Source organism: Actinopolymorpha pittospori, from assembly GCF_014873875.1.
GTDB lineage: Bacteria > Actinomycetota > Actinomycetes > Propionibacteriales > Actinopolymorphaceae > Actinopolymorpha > Actinopolymorpha pittospori.
Genome location: NZ_JADBEM010000001.1, coordinates 6,576,362 through 6,593,935 on the forward strand (window position 1 = coordinate 6,576,362; position 17,574 = coordinate 6,593,935).

The window sequence follows — 17,574 nt, forward strand, 5'->3', positions numbered from 1 at the left end:
TCGATCCACCCGGAGTCCGGCCGGTTACCTCGCGAAGGACCGGACGCGCGAGACCAGGTACCGCTACCCAGCGAGCGCGACAGTAAGGGGTATTGATGCGATTCGGAGTGATCGGCGCCGGGGTGATCGGTCGCACCCACGCCCAGACCATCCAGTCCTTGAGCCCGCGGGCGGAGTTGGCCGTGGTGGCCGACATCATCCCCGAACGGGCACACGAGCTCGCCACCAAGCACGGTGTCGACGCGGCGACCTCGATCGAGGAGGTGCTGGAGCGTTCCGACGTGGACGTCGTGACCATCGCCACCCCGAGTGGCCGGCACGCCGACGGGGCCGTCGCGGCGCTCGACGCCGGTAAGCACGTCATCATCGAGAAGCCGCTCGACATCAACCTCGAGGCGGCCCGCCGGGTCGCCGAGGCGGAGAAGCGCTCGGACCGTACGGCGATGGTCGTGAGCCAGCACCGTTACGACCCGGCCAGCCAGATCGTGCACAAGGCGGTGCGGGCCGGGAAGTTCGGTCGGCTCACCTCCGGCAACGCGATCATGTCGTGGTGGCGCAGCCAGGGCTACTACGACTCCGGTGACTGGCGCGGCACGTGGGAGCTCGACGGCGGCGGCGCCCTGATGAACCAGGGCATCCACACCATCGACCTGATGACGTGGTTCCTCGGCGAGCCGGTCGAGGTCTACGCCTGGGCCGACCTCCTCGCCCACGAGCGGATCGAGGTGGAGGACACCGCGGTGGCCACCGTCCGCTTCGCCAACGGCGCGCTCGGCGTGGTGCACGGCACGACCGCCGCCTACCCGGGTCTCACCACGAAGGTCCACGTCCACGGTGACCAGGGCTCCGCGGTGATCGACCACAACAAGCTCGTCTACTTCCACTCCGCCGGCGACAGCTCCGAGGACTACGCCTACGGCGCGGGCGGTTCGGCCAACCAGGCCGAGGCGGCGCTCGCCGCGGCCGGCTATGCCGCGAAGGAGGAGAAGAAGGACGAGCCGACGGTCGCGGGACTGACCGCGACGTCGCACACGACGCAGTTCGGGGACTTCCTCGACGCGGTCGAGCAGGGCCGTTCGCCGCTGGTCACGGTGGCCGAGGGGACGCAGACCCTGGCGCTCATCCGCGGGATCTACGAGTCCGCACGCACCCAGAGCCCGGTCAAGATCAAGGAGCTGACCTCATGAGTTCCGCGGGGTTGAAGTTCGCCGTGTTCACCGCGAGCCTTCCCGAATGGACCCCGGAGGAGGCGGTCGGGAAGCTCGCCGAGCAGGGCTGGGACGGCATCGAGTGGCGCGTCGTCGACCAGCAGCCGCCCGCGGGCGCGGGCAGCTTCTGGACGGGCAACAAGTGCACCTGGCCGCTCGCGACGTTCGAGGACGACGTTCCCCGGATCAAGGAGATCACCGAGAAGGCCGGCCTCGGCATGCCCTCGCTCGGTGCCTACGCGCGCTCCCACGAGATCGAGGACGTCGAGCGCCTCATGCGGGGAGCGGCCGCCCTCGGTGTGAAGCAGATGCGGGTGACGGTCGGCAAGCCTGGACCGGAGGGCTACAACGCGGCGTTCGCTCAGCGCCGCAAGGAGTACCACCGGGTCGCCGAACTCGCCGAGCAGTACGGCGTGAAGGCCCTGATCGAGCTGCACCACCAGTCCCTCACCTCCAGCGCCTCCTCGGCGGCGAGGTTCGTGGAGGGCTTCGACCCGAGGTACGTCGGTGTCATCCACGACATCGGCAACATGCTCCGCGAGGGATACGAGTTCGACGCGTGGAGTTTCGAGATCCTCGGTGAGTACCTCGCGCACGTGCACGTGAAGAACGCCGCGCCGGTGGCCAAGCCGGTCGAGGGCGCCAACCGCACCGACTGGGAGTGGGCCTGGGCGCCGATGCGACACGGGTTCGGCAACCTGCCCAAGCTGTTCGCGGCGCTGCGCGAGCACGGCTACACGGGCTGGGTGTCGGTCGAGGACTTCTCCACGGAGGTCCCGCTGGAGGACCGGGTGCGCGACAATCTTGCGTACCTGAAGGAGATCACCAGCTAGTTCCCGGTCAGACGGTCCGGCCAGCCTCCTGGCCGGATCTCTGGCCGAGGAGCACTGAGGAGCACAGTGAGCGCTGACCTCATCGGAGGGCCGGGCCGCACCGTCACCGCGGAGCAGGCCCGGCGCTTCGTTCTCGAGAGTCTCTCGGACGTTCCGCTGGACGGCCGGAGCCTGTGCGTCGTCGTCCCCGACTCGACGCGCAGTTGTCCGCTACCCGAGCTGCTCGCGGCCGTGCACGCGGCTGTGCACGGCCGGGTCAGCCGGCTGACCGTCCTCGTCGCGCTGGGTACCCACCCGGCGATGGACGAGGCCGCGCTGGCCACCCACCTCGGCTACGCCGAGGGTCGGCTCGCGCAGACCTATCCCGACACCGTGGTGGCCAACCACGAGTGGTGGGTGCCGGAGGCACTGGTCTCCCTGGGTGAGATCCCGGCCGAGGAGATCGCCGAGCTGACCCAGGGACGGTTCGAGGAGCCGGTCGTGGTGCGGGTCAACCGCCACGTCGTCGAGCACGACGTCGTCCTGGTCCTCGGTCCGGTGTTCCCGCACGAGGTCGTCGGCTTCTCCGGCGGCAACAAGTACTTCTTCCCCGGCGTGGCCGGTCGGGAGATCATCGACCTCTCGCACTGGCTCGGGGCGCTGATCAGCAACGTCGAGATCATCGGTACGCCGGGGGTGACGCCCGTCCGCGCCGTGATCGACCGGGCCGCCGCGCTCATCCCGGCCGAGCGCCTGTGCTTCGCGCTCGTCGTCGGCTCGGGGACGAAGGATCTGCACGCGGTCGCGTTCGGCACGCCGGAGGAGGCGTGGGCGGCGTCGGCACAGGTGTCGGCGCAGACCCACGTGCGCTACCTCGACCGCCCGGTGCGCCGGGTGCTGTCCCTCGTCTCCGACCGCTACGACGAGATGTGGACGGCGTCGAAGGGCATGTACAAGGTGGAGCCGATCGTGGCGGACGGCGGCGAGGTCGTCCTCTACGCACCGCACGTCGACGAGGTGAGCCGCACCCACGGCGCCCTGATCGAGAAGATCGGCTACCACTGCCGCGACTACTTCACCGGTCAGTGGGAGCGGTTCAGTGACGTCTCGAGGTCGGTGATCGCCCATTCCACCCACGTCCGCGGGGCCGGTACGTACGACCCGGAGCACGGCGAACGCTGCCGGATCACGGTGACTCTCGCGACCGGCCTGGACGAGGCACGCACCCGCGCCCTCGGGCTGGAGTACCTCGACCCCGACCTGGTCGACGAGGAGGAGTGGGCGCGCGACCCGGACACCCTGGTCGTACCGAACGCCGGCGAGGTGTTGTTCCGGCTGCGGGGTTGAACGTTCGACCGAACGCAACGCACTGTGCGACGACGCGACGGAGAGGGGCGGTCGTGACGGGAATCGTGACGGGCCGGCTGGACGTACCGGAGGCAGACCTCTCGGTGCCGGGCGGACTGCCCGACCCACTGGTGTGCGAGGACGGTACGCCCGTCCGGACGCCGGAGCAGTGGTGGGAACGTCGCCGCCCCGAACTCCTCGACCTCTTCGAGCGGCAGATGTTCGGGCGCACGCCGTCCACGCCGGTCGAGGTACGCACGCAGGTGGTCGAGGTCAGCGAGGACGCCCTCTCGGGACGGGCGACCCGGCAGGTGGTCCGGCTGTCGTTCGGGCCGGACGGCTCCAGCACCACGGTCGACGTGCTCGTCCACCTGCCGAACGCCGCGTCCGGACCGGCCCCGGTGTTCCTGGCCCTGAACTTCCGCGGCAACCACGCGGTCGAGGCCGGCCCGACGGACGGCGCCGACCTCCCCGCGAAGGCCTGGCCACTGGCGGCCATGATCGAGCGTGGCTACGGCGTCGCCACCGCGTGCTACGAGGACGTCGATCCCGACGTCGACGACTTCGGCAACGGCGTCCACCCGTTGTTCTACGCCGCGGGGCAGACCCGGCCCGGCCCGCAGGAGTGGGGCGCCGTCGGCGCGTGGGCGTGGGGACTCAGCCGAATCCTGGACCACCTGCTCGAAAACCCTCGGGTGGACCCGAACCGGGTCGTCGTCGTGGGCCACTCCCGGCTCGGCAAGGCGGCGATGTGGGCCGCCGCCCAGGACCAGCGCTTCGCGATGGCCGTGTCCAACAACTCCGGCTGCGGGGGAGTGGCGCTCTCCCGGCGCCGGGTCGGAGAGACGGTCGAGGCCATCACCGGGCGCTTCCCGCACTGGTTCTGCCCGACGTTCGCGACGTACGCCAACCGCGAGGAGGCGCTCCCGATCGACCAGCACCAGTTGGTCGCGCTGGTCGCGCCGCGGCCCGTCTACATCGCGAGCGCGCAGGACGACGGCTGGGCCGACCCGTACGGTGAGTTCCTCGGCGGCCGGTACGCGAGTCCCGTCTACCACCTCCTCGGGGTCGAGGGACTCGCGGCGACCGAGCAGCCGGCCCTGTCGGAGCCCGTACCCAGTCGGCTCGGCTACCACATCCGGCCGGGCGGGCACGCACTCACCGGCTATGACTGGGAGCGGTTCGCCGATGCCGCCGACCGCCACCTCGGGCGTCCCTGATCCCCGCGACCCGCTCTCCTCGCTAGGGTGGCCAGGTGGCGACGCTTGGGCAGGTGGTCGAGGCCCTCGACGAGTTGTACGACCCACGGTGGGCTGCTGACTGGGACGCCGTCGGCCTGGTCTGCGGCGACCCGGACGCGCCGGTCGAACGCGTGTTGTTCGCCGTCGATCCCGTCCGCGAGGTGGTCGCGGAGGCCCTCGAGGTCAAGGCCCAGCTGATCGTCGCCCACCATCCGCTCTTCCTGCGTGGTGTGCACGGTGTCGCCGCGACGACGCCGAAGGGCCGGGTCGCCCACACGCTCGTCCGCGAGGGCGTCGCCCTGCAGGTGTGCCACACCAACGCCGACGCGGCCGATCCGGGCGTGTCCGACGCGCTGGCCGCGGCGCTCGGCCTGACCGACCTGCGTCCCCTCGACCCGCTCCCGGACACGCCCTGGCTCGGCGTCGGCCGGATCGGCGTTCTGCCACGACCCGAGCCGCTGCGGGAGTTCCGCGAACGGGTGGCGGTGGCGCTGCCGGAGACCGCGCACGGCGTCCGGGTCGCCGGTGATCCCGCCCGGGTGATCCAGACCGTCGCCGTGTGCGGGGGCGCGGGCGACTCCTACCTTGACGCCGTACGAGCCGCCGGCGTCGACGCGTACGTCACCGCCGACCTGCGGCACCATCCGGCGTCGGAGGCGGGGCAGCACCTGGACGCCCCCGCGCTGCTCGACGTGTCCCACTGGGCCAGCGAGTGGCTCTGGCTCCCCGACGCGGCCGCCCGGTTGGCGCAGCTGCTCACTACGCGGGGCACTACGGTGGAGACCCGCGTCTCCACGATTTGCACGGACCCCTGGGCGAGCCACGTTCCCAGTGAGGCCCGGCGTGACCAGGGAGGGAAATCCCACTGAACGCCGACCCCTTCATTCAGATGCGGCTGCTCGACGTCCAGGCGCTCGACCTGCGACTCGACCAGCTGGCTCACCGCCGCCGCACGATCCCCGAGATCGCCGAGAGCGAGCGCTTGCGCGTTGAGCGCAAGCAGCTGGAATCCGACATGATCACGGCGGAGACGCAGGTGACCGACCTCACCCGCGAGCAGCGCAAGGCCGAGGCCGACGTCGAGCAGGTCCGCAGCCGTCGTACCCGCGACGAACAGCGCCTGCAGGCGGGCCAGGTGGGCTCGCCCAAGGAGCTGGAGAGCCTCTCGCACGAGATCGAGTCGCTCACCCGGCGCCAGTCCGACCTAGAGGACGTCGAGCTCGACGTGATGGAACGCCTCGAGACGGCGGCCGCACGCCACGACGAGCTCCGCGGCCAGTACACCGCGCTCGAGGAACGCCTCGCCGAGGTCGACCGGTCCCGCGACGCGGCGTTCGCGGGAATCGACGCGGAGTCCGACCAGATCCGCCGCGAACGCGCCGACACCGCGGCCGGGGTGACCGACACCCTGCTGACGCTGTACGAGAAGCTGCGCGCCCAGTTCGGTGGTGTGGGAGCGGCAGCGCTACACCAACGGCGGTGCGAGGGCTGCCGGATGGAACTCGACGCCAGCTATCTCACCAAGATCGCCTCCACGCCCGACGACACCGTGCTGCGCTGTGAGGAGTGCGGTCGGATCCTGGTCCGCACCCTGGAGCCGGGCGTTTGAGCGCGATCGGGCACCAGGCAGACGCCAACCGACGCCGGCTGGTCGTCGAGGCTGACGGAGGTTCACGTGGCAACCCCGGCCCGGCCGCGTTCGGCGCACTGGTCCGCGACCCTGGCTCGGGTGCGGTGCTCGCCGAGGCGGCGGAGCCCATCGGCACCGCCACCAACAACGTCGCCGAGTATCGCGGCCTGATCGCCGGGCTCCGGCTCACCCGTGAGATCGACCAGGGCGCTGCCGTCGAGGTTCGGATGGACAGCAAACTGGTCGTCGAGCAGATGGCCGGTCGCTGGAAGGTGAAGCACGCCGACATGCGGCGCCTCGCGTTGGAGGCGCGCGAGATCGCACCGCCGGACACCGTGTGGACGTGGGTGCCACGCGAACGCAACAAGGCGGCCGACGCACTGCTCAACAAGGTCCTCGACGGAGGCGACCCGGTCTGGGCGATCACCGGCGTGGCCTCGGCAGACGGTGCGGACTCAGGGACGCCGGGATCAGGGCAACCGGGATCGGTCTCGCCGGAGGATGTCACCCGGGCCACCTCGGAGGAGGAGCCCCGCCCGCTGCTCGGATGGGGTGACGCCACGGGCAGCGCGACGACGTTGTTGCTGGTGCGGCACGGCGAGACGGTCCGTTCGGTGGCGAAGCGCTTCAGCGGCACCGGGGGAGAGGACGTCTCCCTGACCGAGCGAGGACGTGCGCAGGCGCAGGCCGCGGCGGCCCTGGTGGCGGCACGCGCGGACCGGTCGGAGATCGCCGCGGTGGTGAGTTCGCCGCTTCGGCGTACACGCGAGACCGCTGCCTTCGTGGCTGAGGCCCTGGGCCTTCCGGTGACCGTCGAACCCGGATTCGCGGAGACCGCGTTCGGTGACTGGGACGGTCTCACCTTCGCCGAGGTACGGGACCGCTGGCCGGCGCAGATGGACGCCTGGCTCGCCTCGACCGCGGTGGCCCCGCCGAACGGCGAGTCGTTCGACGATGTCCTGCGGCGGGTCCGCTCGGCCCGTGACCGGCTCATCCGGAACTACGCCGGCCGGTCGGTCGTGGTCGTCACCCACGTCACCCCGATCAAGCTGCTCACCTGCATGGCGCTGGACGTACCGACGCGGACGGTCTTCCGGATGGAGTTGCCGCCCGGGTCCGCGACCGAACTGCAGTGGTACGCCGACGGGCTCGCGGCGCTGCGCTCCTTCGGCGTCGTCCCGTCCGACTCCTAGATCGCCGGCGCGCGTCCGGGTCGCTAGCGCGGCGGGGGTGGATGGTCTCCACCCGGTGGATGCGGCCGATGGTGGCCGGGCGGTGGTGGCAGGGTCTCGACACCCGGCGCCTGCGCCGGCCACACCAACAGGACGGCGCAGGGCGCGTGGTCGACGACGAACCTCGTGGCCGGGCCGAGGCTCGGTGGGCCGAGGCGACCCAGGTCGCCGTCGCGCGCACAGACCAGGAGTCGGGCGTCCGCGGCGAGGTGGACGACCTCGCGCTCCACGTGGCCACGGAGTCCGACGGTCGCCACCGGCCCGGATCGGGTTCCGATCCGCTCGGCGGCCGCGGCCAGGAGTTCGCGGGCACTCTGGGTGGCGAGATGGTCGATCAGGTCCGCCGGATCCTGCCCGTAGCGCCGCCGCCCGAACAACGCGCCGAACGCGCCCTCGGCGGCTCCGTGCAACTGTGCCGGAGTGACGTGGGCGAGCAGGATCTTCTCCCCGGGCTGGGCGGCCTCCGTCCCGGCGGTGACGCACGCCTCCCAGGTGTTCTCGGCGACCCAGACGAGCACGGTCATCGCGGTTGCCTCCGGTACGGTCCCCGCGCCGGCGCCGGCGGACGCCGCACGGGCGCTCAGGGACCAACGACGGCGAGTGAACCCCAGAGTGCCACGACCGCGACGACGAGGGTGACCGGAACGGTCAGGGCGCCGAGCGACAGGAACTCCCGCAGGGCCGGATCGATGCCTCGCTGGCGCAGGGTCCGCCGCCACAACAGGGTGGCGAGCGAGCCGACGTAGGTGAGGTTGGGTCCGACGTTCACCCCGATCAGGGCGGCGAGGACCGGACCGGGTCCCCCCGCGCCGAGCAGCGGCAGCAACAACAGCATCGCCGGGAGGTTGTTGACGAGGTTCGCGAGCAGGGCCGCGACGGCCGCGACGCCGAGGAGGGCCAGGAACGACGTCCCCGAAGGCAGGATCGTGTCCACCGCCCGGCCGAGACCACCGGCGGCGACCGCACTCACGACGACGCCGAGGCCGAGGACGAACAACGCGAAGTCCAGGCTCACGGCCCGGCCGACCCGGCGCGGGGTGAGGCGCCGCCGGCGCAGGCCGTCTCCGGAGAGGACGACGGCCCCCGCGACGGCGAACCAGACCGGCTCCAGTCCGAACGGCTGCGCCACCGCGAACCCGGCCAGCACCAGCCCGACGACGACCAACGCGACGACGGGAAGCCGCTCCCGGGTCGGCGTATCCGCCTCCGGCCGGCCGCCCTCGCCCGGCCTGTCCGGGGCTGCCGCGGATGCCTGCTCGCGCAGGTCGCCGGCGAAGAAACGGCGGAAGACGGCGTACTCCACCACGATCACCGCGAGCCACGGCACCAGCATGAGACCCGCGAACGACAGGAACGACAGGCCCGAGGTGGACAGCGCCAGCAGGTTCGTGAGGTTGGAGACCGGCAGCAGCAGCGACGCGCTGTTGGCGAGGTGCGTACACGCGTAGACGTGCGGGCGCGGCGAGACCCGGGCCCGCAGCGCGGACGCGACCACGACCGGGGTGAGGAGCACGACCGTCGCGTCCAGGCTGAGGACCGCGGTGGTGAGCGAGGCGACCACGAAGACCCAGGTGAGCAGGCGGCGCGGGTGGCCGCGTGCGGTCGTGTTCAGGAGGCCGCCGAGGGAGGTGAAGAGACCCTCGGCGTCACACGCGTCGGCGATCACCAGGATCGCCATCAAGAAGACCACCACCGGCAGCAGGTCGGTGATCTGGCGCCAGGCCTGGTCCAGACCGATGCCGCCGGTGACCAGGACGAGCGCCGCCGCGGGCACCGCCGCGACCGCCTCCGGATAGTTGCGGGGACGGGCGACCGCGAAGGCGAGCACACCCACCAGCGCCACGATGGCGACGGCCTCGTGCCAGCTCACCGCGCTGACCACGGTGCCGTCGAGATGCTCACGGCCACCGAGCCTAGGGTCCGCCCCACGTCGATCCGCGCGGATCCCTCCCGAACGCCGTGAGGTCGGCCTCCAGCCCCCCGCCCACGACCGCGGCGAACCCACCCAACCGCTGACCCAGCCGCCGACCCGGGCCGCCGACCCGCGCCGAACCCACGCCGAACCCACCCAACCGACGACGGAGACACCGCCGTTCCGGTCCTCAGGGTGAGCCGGCACTTGCGGTCCTCCGGCGGATATTCGAGGCTTTGGCCGTGCTCCGACGTCAGATCCGACTGGCCGCGGCTGACGGCGCCGACGTTCGCGCCGGATTTGTGCGGATCCGTGCCGAGCTCGACCTGCCCAACGGGTTTCCCGCGCCGGTGGCCGAGGCCGCCCATCGGGTCGCGGCGGAGAGCTTCGCGGTCGGGGGCGAACGGATCGATCGGACCGACCTGCCGTTCGCGACCATCGACCCGGTCGACTCCCGCGACCTCGACCAGGCCCTGCACATCGAACGCCGGCGCGGCGGCTATCGCGTCCACTACGCGATCGCCGACGTCGCTGCGTTCGTGGCGCCCGGTGGACCGCTCGACCAGGAGGCCCATCGCCGCGGAGTGACGCTGTACGCCCCCGACCGGCGCATCCCGCTCCACCCGGAAACCCTCTGCGAGGGCGCCGCGAGCCTGCTGCCCGGTGCCGACCGACCCGCCCTGCTGTGGACGATGGACCTGGACTCCGTGGGCGAGGGCGTGGCCGTCGAGGTACGCCGGGCGATGGTGCGCAGCCGGGCGAAGCTCGGCTACCACGAGGTGCAGCGCTCGATCGACGGCGGCACCGCCTCCGAGCAGATACTCCTCCTCCGCGAGGTCGGGCGGCTGCGCGAGGACCGCGAGCACGACCGGGGCGGCGTCGACCTGCCGACCCCGGAGCAGGAGGTCGTCCAGGACGGATCGGGCTGGACCCTGAAGTTCCGCGCCCCCCTGGCGATCGAGCGCTGGAACGCTCAGATGTCGCTGATGTGCGGCATGGCCGCGGCCCACCTGATGCTCCACGGCGAGATCGGCGTCCTGCGCACGCTTCCGCCGGCCGATCCGCGTGACCTCGCGCGCCTGCGCCGCTCGGCGCAGGCGCTGTCGGTTCCCTGGCCCGAGGACACGTCGTACGCCGCCTTCATCCGCACCCTCGACCCGACCCGCCCGTCGCACGCGGCCCTGCTGGCCGGCTCCACGGTCATGCTGCGCGGAGCGGGCTACACGGCCTTCGACGGTGGTGTGCCGGACCAGCCGTTCCACGCGGCCCTCGCCTCGGAGTACGCCCACGTGACCGCGCCGCTGCGGCGCCTGGTCGACCGGTACGCCGCGGAGACCTGTGTCGCGCTGTGCGCCGACCGGGAGGTTCCGGAGTGGGTCCGGCTCGCGCTCAACGCCGTCCCCAAGGAGATGTCCGAGGCCGACCGCCGCGCCCACCAGTACGAGCGTGCGATCGTCAACCTGGTCGAGGCCGCGCTGTTGCAGGGGCACGTCGGCGCCCAGTTCACCGGCGTCGTCACCGAGGTCGACGAGCGCGCGGCGAAGGGCACCGTGCAGTTGCAGGACCCGGCGGTCGAGGCGAGCATCGCCGGTAAGGACCTGCCACTGGGTGAGCGGGTCCAGCTTCGACTCGTCGAGGCCGACGTCCAGCGCCGGAAGGTGCGCTTCGAGCTCGCCTGAGCTGGCGGTCGCGGCCCGAGCCGGTTGTCGCTCGGCGTCGAGACAGGGCCACCAACGGCCACGTACTACGCTGGTCGCGGACGAGTCGGCCGGGCGGCCGCGTCGAGCGCTCCGTGCGTCTCGTCGAGGAAAGTCCGGACTCCGCAGGGCAAGGTGGTGGGTAACACCCACCCGGGGTGACCCGCGGGACAGTGCCACAGAAAACAGACCGCCAGCGGTCCTCGGCTCCCAGAGTCGAGGATGCGGGTAAGGGTGAAACGGTGGTGTAAGAGACCACCAGCGCCCGGGGCGACCCGGGCGGCTTGGTAAACCCCACCCGGAGCAAGGCCAAGAAGGGTCCGGTGCCTTCGGGTACTGGTCCCGCGCAGACGTTCGAGGGCTGCCCGCCCGAGTCTGCGGGTAGGCCGCTAGAGGTCGTCGGCAACGGCGACCCGAGAGGGATGGCCGCCGACCACAGAATCCGGCTTACAGGCCGACTCGTCCGATCCGCTCGCGTCGCCGGTCCGGTGGCCAGTTGATGCCAAGCCCTTCGTGCGAGACCGGACGCGATGATGTGCTTCCCGGGAAGGCCGCTCGCGCCGCCCGGGCGGGCGGGGTACGTCCCCGGGTGCGGGTTCTGGTTCGATCACTCCCACCGCTATGACCCGGAGGACACCGTATGGCTGGACCGTTGTCGGACGTCGTGGTCGTCGACCTGTCCCGGGCGCTCGCCGGGCCACACGCGGCGATGATGCTCGGCGACATGGGTGCCCGGGTCATCAAAGTGGAGCATCCCGACGGCGGTGACGACTCCCGCGGCTGGGGTCCACCGTTCGTCGGTCCCGACGAGGCTCCCGAGGCGACGTACTTCCTGTCCTGCAACCGGAACAAGGAGTCTGTCGTCCTCGACCTGAAGAGGCCGGACGGGCGGCAGCAGCTCGGCCGGTTGCTCGCGCGGGCCGACGTCCTGGTGGAGAACTTCCGCCCCGGCGTCCTGGACCGGCTCGGCTTCTCCCAGGAGACACTCGCGGAGCTCAACCCACGGCTGGTGGTGCTGTCCATCACCGGGTTCGGGCACGACGGCCCGGAGGGCATGCGCGCGGGTTACGACCAGATCGCCCAGGGCGAGGGCGGCCTGATGTCCCTGACCGGCGCGGGACCGGACGAGCCGACCAAGCTGGGCGTACCGATCGCCGACCTGCTGGCCGGGATGTACGGCGCCTACGGTGCGGTGGCCGCCCTGCACGAGCGGAACACGACCGGGCGGGGCCGCACGGTCCGGACGTCCCTGCTCGCCGCGATCGTGGGAGTCCACGCGTACCAGGGCACCCGCCACACCGTCGCCGGCGAGGTGCCGCGCGCCCAGGGCAACCACCATCCCTCGATCTGTCCGTACGGCACCTTCCACTGCGTCGACGGCCTGGTCCAGATCTCGGTGGGCAGCGAAGGGCTCTGGCGCCGGTTCGCGGCGGAGTTCGGACTACCGCTCGACGAGCCGGGGTTCGCGTCCAACGCCGACCGGGTCCGGGCGATGGAGCGGGTGATCGCCGCGGTCGAGGCGGCGTTCGCGCCCTGGCCCGTCGCCGAACTGCTCAGCCGGCTCGCGGAGATCGGCGTACCGGCCGGTGAGGTGAAGACGCTCGACCAGGTCTACGCCTGGGAGCAGACACGTTCGCAGGGACTGGTCGTCGACGTGGACCACGCGTCGCTTGGACGGATCAGCATCCCCGGCCCGCCGATCCGGCTGGACGACCAGAGCTACGCCGGGGGTCGGGAGACCAACCTCGCTCCGCCGACCCTCGGCCAGCACACCGCGGAGGTCCTCGCCTGGCTGGACCGACTGGACGAGCGGGACGGGCTGGACGAGCGGGACCGGCTCGATCACCTCGACGGGAGCGTGCGGGCCGATCCCGCGTGACCACCTCATGGGGTGGGGAGCCGCGAGCGGCGAGCGCGCCGGCTTACCCGCTGAGCACGAACTCCGCCTGGGCGTCGTACGTCTGGTCCGGGGCGCCGTCGACGTGCACGTCGGCGCGCGCCCTGGTGTCCTGCTGGGCGAAGTGGGCGGCCTCGGCGCGCGCCCATGCCGCCCAGTAGGGACCGAAGCCGCCCTGGTCGCGCGTCACGCCTCGGGCGTACCGCACTTCTTCAGGTGCCTCCACCCACAGGATGAGCGCGGCGGACCGGTCGACCACCCGGCTCGCGGAGCCCACGCCCTCGACCACCAGCACGGGCGCGAGCGGCACCTCGTGCCACTCCGCGTACTCGCCGCGGATCCAGTCGTAGCGCCGGTACCTGCCCGGACGGCCGGCGCGAACGGGGTCGAGCACCCAGTCCCGGAGTCGCTCGGTCCCGGCCTCGAGTCCGTCCCAGCCGTCGTAGAGGTCGTCCATGCGGATGGTCGGTGCACCACCCAACGCGGCGGCGAGCCGGCCCGCGAGCGTCGTCTTGCCCGAACACGTCGGTCCGTCGACGCACACCAGTCGGACCGGTCCGAGCCGAGGCGGCAGGGCGTGGATCCGTTCGGCCAGGTCGGCGAAGGTCATGCTGGCCCGCTCGTCGGGGGAGTGAAGGGGGGACGACACGCCAGCAGGGTAGGGCCTGAGGCATTCGCGGGACCGCACTCCTCCGGTTCGACAGCGTCGAAACTGGCCCGAGCGTGAGCGGAGCGCGCTGCGGTTCCGCCCAGTGGGTTCGTCCAGCCGTTAGGGTTCGCGCCATGCCGTCCCCTCGACGCTCCCGCGTCAGCCTCCGGGTCGCGATGGTCGTGACGGCGGCGACGGCGCTGACGGCGGTGATGGGCTGCGGACCCTGGAGCAGCGCGAACCCCCGCCACCACGCGGCGGCCTCACCGGGGCTGCCCACCGCCGGTGTGTCGCCCGCCGGCGCGGGCGACCCGAACGAGCAGCCGCTGCCGGGAGCGGAGCCGAGCCGTCCCACGCCGTCCGACCTGCCGCTTGGCCCGGAGGAGGTGCGGCTCAGGAGTGGTCGCGTCTACGTGCTGCCCGACCAGGCACGGCCACGTCCGGGCGCGAGCCGACCGCTGCTCATCGTGCTGCACTCCTTCGGGGGCACCTGGCAGCGACTGCGGACCGTCGGAAGGTTCGAGGAACGCGCCGCGCGACTCGGGTTCGTCGTCGCCTACGGCATCGGCGCGGACCGCTCCTGGAACGCCGGCAGTTGCTGCGGCTGGAGCCAGTCCCGCGACGCCGACGACGTGGGCTACCTGGTCTCGGTGGCGGCCGACGTACGCCGCCGGATCCCTGACGTCGACCCGCGCCGGGTCTATCTCACCGGCTTCTCCAACGGCGCCATGATGACGCTGCGTGCTCTGTGCGAGCGCCCCCACGTCTTCGCGGCGGGCGTCGGTGTCGCCGGTCAGCTCGTCGGCCGGTGCGCCGGCGGAGCGCCGATCCACTACCTGGAGATCCACGGAACGGTCGATGCCGTGGTGCCGTACGCCGGCGGCCGGGTCGGCTGGCTCGGGGTGACATTTTCTCCCGTTTCCGGACTTCCGGCCCGGGTGCGGGCGAGCGCGCCGGGCTCGGTGGTGGAGATCCGCACCCATCCCTGTGGGCACGTCTGGCCCACCGGGGGCCAGTGCGGCCTGGATGCCGCTGAGGTCGGTTGGGAGTTCCTCTCGAGGCTCGCCCTGCCGGCGTCCACGCCCCACCACGCGGCGGGACACGAGGCCACTCGGTAGCCCCAGGTGAGCACGCCTGGTAACCTAGGCGTTCGGCCGACCTGGCACGGTGCGACGCGTACCTGGCCGGGTCCCCAAGCGGAGGTCCATCTCCCACCCGCACCGATCGCCAAGATCGTCGGGTCCGGCCGGCCCCGAAGGCGCGGAGCGCCGATGGGGCCCGTGAGGTACCCGCTCAGCGCGGGCGGTGCCCCACACCGGATGATGGCTTCCGCGGACGTAGGCGCGGAAGCCTTTTTCGCGTCCTAACGTTCAGGTGGAGGTGTCCGCACCAGCGGGCACCTGACGCAGACGTCGTTCCACACAGGAGGGTAGCCATCGCCACAGAACTTCGCGTCAACGAGCGGATCCGCGTTCCCGAGGTTCGGCTCGTAGGACCGAACGGCGAGCAGGTCGGCATCGTGCGCATCGAGGATGCGCTCCGCCTCGCACAGGAGGCCGACCTCGACCTGGTCGAGGTCGCCCCGACGGCTCGGCCGCCGGTCTGCAAGCTGATGGATTTTGGGAAGTTCAAGTACGAGACCGCGCAGAAGGCCCGGGAATCCCGACGCAACCAGGCCCAGACGGTCATCAAGGAAATGAAGCTCCGTCCGAAGATCGACCCGCACGACTACGAGACCAAGAAGGGTCACGTCGTACGGTTCCTTCGGCAGGGCGACAAGGTCAAGATCACGATCATGTTCCGTGGTCGCGAGCAGTCCCGCCCCGAGCTGGGCTTCCGACTGCTGCAGCGGCTGGCGGAGGACATCGCGGACCTCGGGTTCGTGGAGTCCCAGCCACGCCAGGACGGCCGCAACATGATCATGGTGGTGACGCCGCACAAGCGGAAGTCGGAGGCACGTGCCGACGTCGAGGCCGACAAGGCCAAGCGGGCGGCCGAGCGGGAGGCGGATCGGGAAGCCGACCGTGCCGGGCGCTCTCCGCAGGTGCAGCGGGAGGAGCGCTTGCCGCAGACCGCTGACGCCGAATAACGCGGGCGTTCAACGACTCAGCGCCGCGTGGCAGACTGCCCCGGCGCGGGGTGGGCAGCGCATGTCGCTGTCGAGTAGCACACACAAAGACGTCAGGCGTGCGCCGTGCGCCTTGAACGGTCGAACCAAGGGACGACTATGCCGAAGATGAAGACCCACAGCGGGGCCAAGAAGCGCTTCAAGGTCAGCGGGACCGGAAAGATCATCCACAAGAAGGCGAACCGCGGCCACATCATGGAGAAGAAGTCGTCGAAGCGCGCTCGTTTCCTGGCCGCTCCCTCCGAGCTCCTCGCCTCCGACGGCAAGAAGGCCAAGAAGCTGCTCGGGATCTGAGTCCCGCCAGTTGCCCCACCGGCCCCCGGTACGCCGGGGACCATGCCCCCAGGTCCCGATGAAGCACCCCGCACTCCGTCACAGGAGCGCGGCAGTCTGAGCAAGGAGCTCGCCAGTGGCACGCGTGAAGCGGGCGGTCAACGCCCACAAGAAGCGTCGCGACGTCCTCGAGAAGGCCAAGGGATACCGCGGCCAGCGCTCGCGCCTCTACCGCAAGGCGAAGGAGCAGGTCACCCACTCGCTCGTCTACGCCTACCGCGACCGTCGCGTCCGCAAGGGTGATTTCCGCCGACTGTGGATTACCCGTATCAACGCCGCGGCGCGCCAGAACGGCATCACCTACAACCGGCTGATCCAGGGCCTGAAGGCCGCCGGTGTCGAGGTCGACCGCAAGATTCTGGCCGACCTCGCGGTCACCGACGCGGCGGCGTTCACCGCCCTGGTCGAGGTCGCGCGGCAGGCCCTGCCGACCGAAACGGAAGCCGCGGCCTGATCAGCACGTCACCGTCGCACTCCGAAGCGTCGATCAATTGTCCATCTCAGCCCGCGTGACAGGCCCCGAGCTCACCGACACCCGCTCAAGCCGGGTGACGGCGGCTCGGCGCCTGATCAAGCGCGCGTTCCGGGCCCGCGGACGTCAGTTCCTGGCCGAGGGTCCGCAGGCCGTGAGCGAGGCGCTCACGCTGCCCGGCGTCGTCCAGGAACTGTTCGCGACAGGTCCTGCCGCTGAGCGCAACGCCGACCTCGTCGAGGCGGCGGCGCGCGAAGGTGTCCCCCTGCGACTCGTGTCCGGCGAGGTGTTCGACTCCCTCGCCCAGACGGTCACGCCCCAGGGCGTGCTGGCGGTGTGCCGGTTCGTCGACGTGCCCTACGACGACGTCGTCGCGGCGTCGCCCCGGCTCGTCGCCGTCCTCGCCCAGGTGCGGGACCCCGGCAATGCGGGCACCGTGCTGCGCTGTGCCGATGCGGCCGGCGCCGACGCGGTGGTTCTGTCCGACGCCTCGGTCGACGTCTACAACCCGAAGTGCGTCCGCGCCTCGGCGGGCAGCCTCTTCCACCTCCCGGTGGCGGTGGGCGTGCCCGCCGCGGTCGGCGTGGCCGGGTTACGCGACCAGGGCGTCACCGTCCTCGCTGCCGACGGGGCAGGGGAGCTGGATCTCACCAAGGCCGCCGAACGCGGCCTGCTGTCCGGGCCGACGGCCTGGATCTTCGGCAACGAGGCCTGGGGTCTCCCAGCCGCGACCCGCGACCTGGCCGACGCCGTCGTGCGGGTGCCGGTCTACGGACGGGCCGAGAGCCTCAACCTGGCGACGGCCGCGGCGGTCTGCCTGTACGCCTCGGCGAACGCCCAACGCGCGCCCGGCGGCTGCCGGGCAGCGGAGGTCGCCGGCGGGGTGAGTGCCGCGGAATGACAGGGAACGCCGGGCTTGCCCGATCTGGGATCGTCCGCTTGGGCCGCGTCCGCGGGGCCGAAACGGCGCCGATCGGGCGCGGCTGCGGTCGCTTCACCGCCCCTGCCTAGACTTT

The 17,574-nt window shown here is 71.6% G+C and carries 17 protein-coding genes and 1 other RNA gene; 15 read left to right on the plus strand and 3 right to left on the minus strand.

Translation table 11 applies throughout. The annotated features are described in order from the left end of the window. Positions 1-95: 95 nt before the first annotated feature. The 7 genes from HEB94_RS49600 (at position 96) to HEB94_RS30700 (ending at position 7,431) form a co-directional block, all read left to right on the plus strand. Complete coding sequence (locus HEB94_RS49600) at positions 96-1,187, plus strand: Gfo/Idh/MocA family protein (protein ID WP_202896646.1); 1,092 nt, start codon at positions 96-98, stop codon at positions 1,185-1,187. Next, positions 1,184-2,041 carry a sugar phosphate isomerase/epimerase family protein gene (locus HEB94_RS49605; protein WP_238361680.1) on the plus strand — a complete coding sequence of 286 codons (858 nt, stop codon included), beginning with the start codon at positions 1,184-1,186 and terminating at the stop codon, positions 2,039-2,041. The genes HEB94_RS49600 and HEB94_RS49605 overlap by 4 nt, the downstream gene beginning before the upstream one ends. A gap of 66 nt (positions 2,042-2,107) precedes the next feature. Further along, positions 2,108-3,367 carry a lactate racemase domain-containing protein gene (locus HEB94_RS30680; RefSeq protein WP_337918060.1) on the plus strand — a complete coding sequence of 420 codons (1,260 nt, stop codon included), beginning with the start codon at positions 2,108-2,110 and terminating at the stop codon, positions 3,365-3,367. A 53-nt stretch (positions 3,368-3,420) separates the two neighbouring features. Then, complete coding sequence (locus HEB94_RS30685; protein WP_192753105.1) at positions 3,421-4,587, plus strand: glucuronyl esterase domain-containing protein; 1,167 nt, start codon at positions 3,421-3,423, stop codon at positions 4,585-4,587. A 35-nt stretch (positions 4,588-4,622) separates the two neighbouring features. Further along, positions 4,623-5,477 carry a Nif3-like dinuclear metal center hexameric protein gene (locus HEB94_RS30690; RefSeq protein WP_337918061.1) on the plus strand — a complete coding sequence of 285 codons (855 nt, stop codon included), beginning with the start codon at positions 4,623-4,625 and terminating at the stop codon, positions 5,475-5,477. Between the two features lie 20 nt (positions 5,478-5,497). Next, positions 5,498-6,217, plus strand: a complete 720-nt coding sequence (locus HEB94_RS30695) for a zinc ribbon domain-containing protein (protein WP_238361681.1) — start codon at positions 5,498-5,500, stop codon at positions 6,215-6,217. Next, positions 6,214-7,431, plus strand: coding sequence for a bifunctional RNase H/acid phosphatase (locus HEB94_RS30700; protein WP_202896647.1), 1,218 nt, complete (start codon positions 6,214-6,216; stop codon positions 7,429-7,431). The genes HEB94_RS30695 and HEB94_RS30700 overlap by 4 nt, the downstream gene beginning before the upstream one ends. Before the next feature lie 23 nt (positions 7,432-7,454). On the opposite strand, the gene HEB94_RS30705 is transcribed toward HEB94_RS30700, so the two are convergent. Further along, entirely contained in the window at positions 7,455-7,994 is a 540-nt protein-coding gene (locus tag HEB94_RS30705) for an adenine nucleotide alpha hydrolase family protein (protein ID WP_192753106.1), read from the minus strand. Positions 7,995-8,050: 56 nt separating this feature from the next. Further along, positions 8,051-9,340, minus strand: coding sequence for an SLC13 family permease (locus HEB94_RS30710; protein ID WP_192753107.1), 1,290 nt, complete (start codon positions 9,338-9,340; stop codon positions 8,051-8,053). Between the two features lie 284 nt (positions 9,341-9,624). Between HEB94_RS30710 and HEB94_RS30715 the strand changes: the two genes are divergently transcribed. The 3 genes from HEB94_RS30715 (at position 9,625) to HEB94_RS30725 (ending at position 12,958) form a co-directional block, all read left to right on the plus strand. Then, positions 9,625-11,061 (plus strand): RNB domain-containing ribonuclease, encoded by a 1,437-nt coding sequence (locus tag HEB94_RS30715; RefSeq protein WP_337918062.1) that lies wholly within the window; start codon positions 9,625-9,627, stop codon positions 11,059-11,061. Between the two features lie 81 nt (positions 11,062-11,142). Further along, an RNA gene (rnpB, locus tag HEB94_RS30720) (RNase P RNA component class A) lies at positions 11,143-11,545 on the plus strand. Between the two features lie 174 nt (positions 11,546-11,719). Continuing rightward, complete coding sequence (locus HEB94_RS30725) at positions 11,720-12,958, plus strand: CaiB/BaiF CoA transferase family protein (protein ID WP_192753108.1); 1,239 nt, start codon at positions 11,720-11,722, stop codon at positions 12,956-12,958. A gap of 43 nt (positions 12,959-13,001) precedes the next feature. Here the strand turns inward: HEB94_RS30725 and HEB94_RS30730 are convergent, their stop codons facing one another. Continuing rightward, the gene (locus HEB94_RS30730; RefSeq protein ID WP_337918063.1) at positions 13,002-13,625 is read right to left on the minus strand and encodes a uridine kinase family protein; all 624 of its coding nucleotides are present in this window, start codon (positions 13,623-13,625) and stop codon (positions 13,002-13,004) included. A gap of 134 nt (positions 13,626-13,759) precedes the next feature. Here HEB94_RS30730 and HEB94_RS30735 point away from each other — a divergent pair, with 134 nt between their 5' ends. From HEB94_RS30735 to HEB94_RS30755, 5 genes are all read left to right on the plus strand, one after another. After that, entirely contained in the window at positions 13,760-14,743 is a 984-nt protein-coding gene (locus HEB94_RS30735; RefSeq protein WP_192753109.1) for a CE1 family esterase, read from the plus strand. 347 nt (positions 14,744-15,090) lie between these two features. Then, positions 15,091-15,714 carry a translation initiation factor IF-3 gene (gene infC, locus HEB94_RS30740; protein ID WP_420481607.1) on the plus strand — a complete coding sequence of 208 codons (624 nt, stop codon included), beginning with the start codon at positions 15,091-15,093 and terminating at the stop codon, positions 15,712-15,714. Positions 15,715-15,852: 138 nt separating this feature from the next. After that, a complete protein-coding gene (rpmI, locus tag HEB94_RS30745; RefSeq protein ID WP_192753110.1) occupies positions 15,853-16,047 on the plus strand; it encodes a 50S ribosomal protein L35 in 195 nt (64 codons plus the stop codon). Between the two features lie 115 nt (positions 16,048-16,162). Beyond that, positions 16,163-16,540 carry a 50S ribosomal protein L20 gene (rplT, locus tag HEB94_RS30750; RefSeq protein WP_192753111.1) on the plus strand — a complete coding sequence of 126 codons (378 nt, stop codon included), beginning with the start codon at positions 16,163-16,165 and terminating at the stop codon, positions 16,538-16,540. Positions 16,541-16,595: 55 nt separating this feature from the next. Next, positions 16,596-17,459: an RNA methyltransferase gene (locus HEB94_RS30755; RefSeq protein ID WP_192753112.1), complete on the plus strand. Its 864-nt coding sequence runs from the start codon at positions 16,596-16,598 to the stop codon at positions 17,457-17,459. Positions 17,460-17,574: the final 115 nt, after the last annotated feature.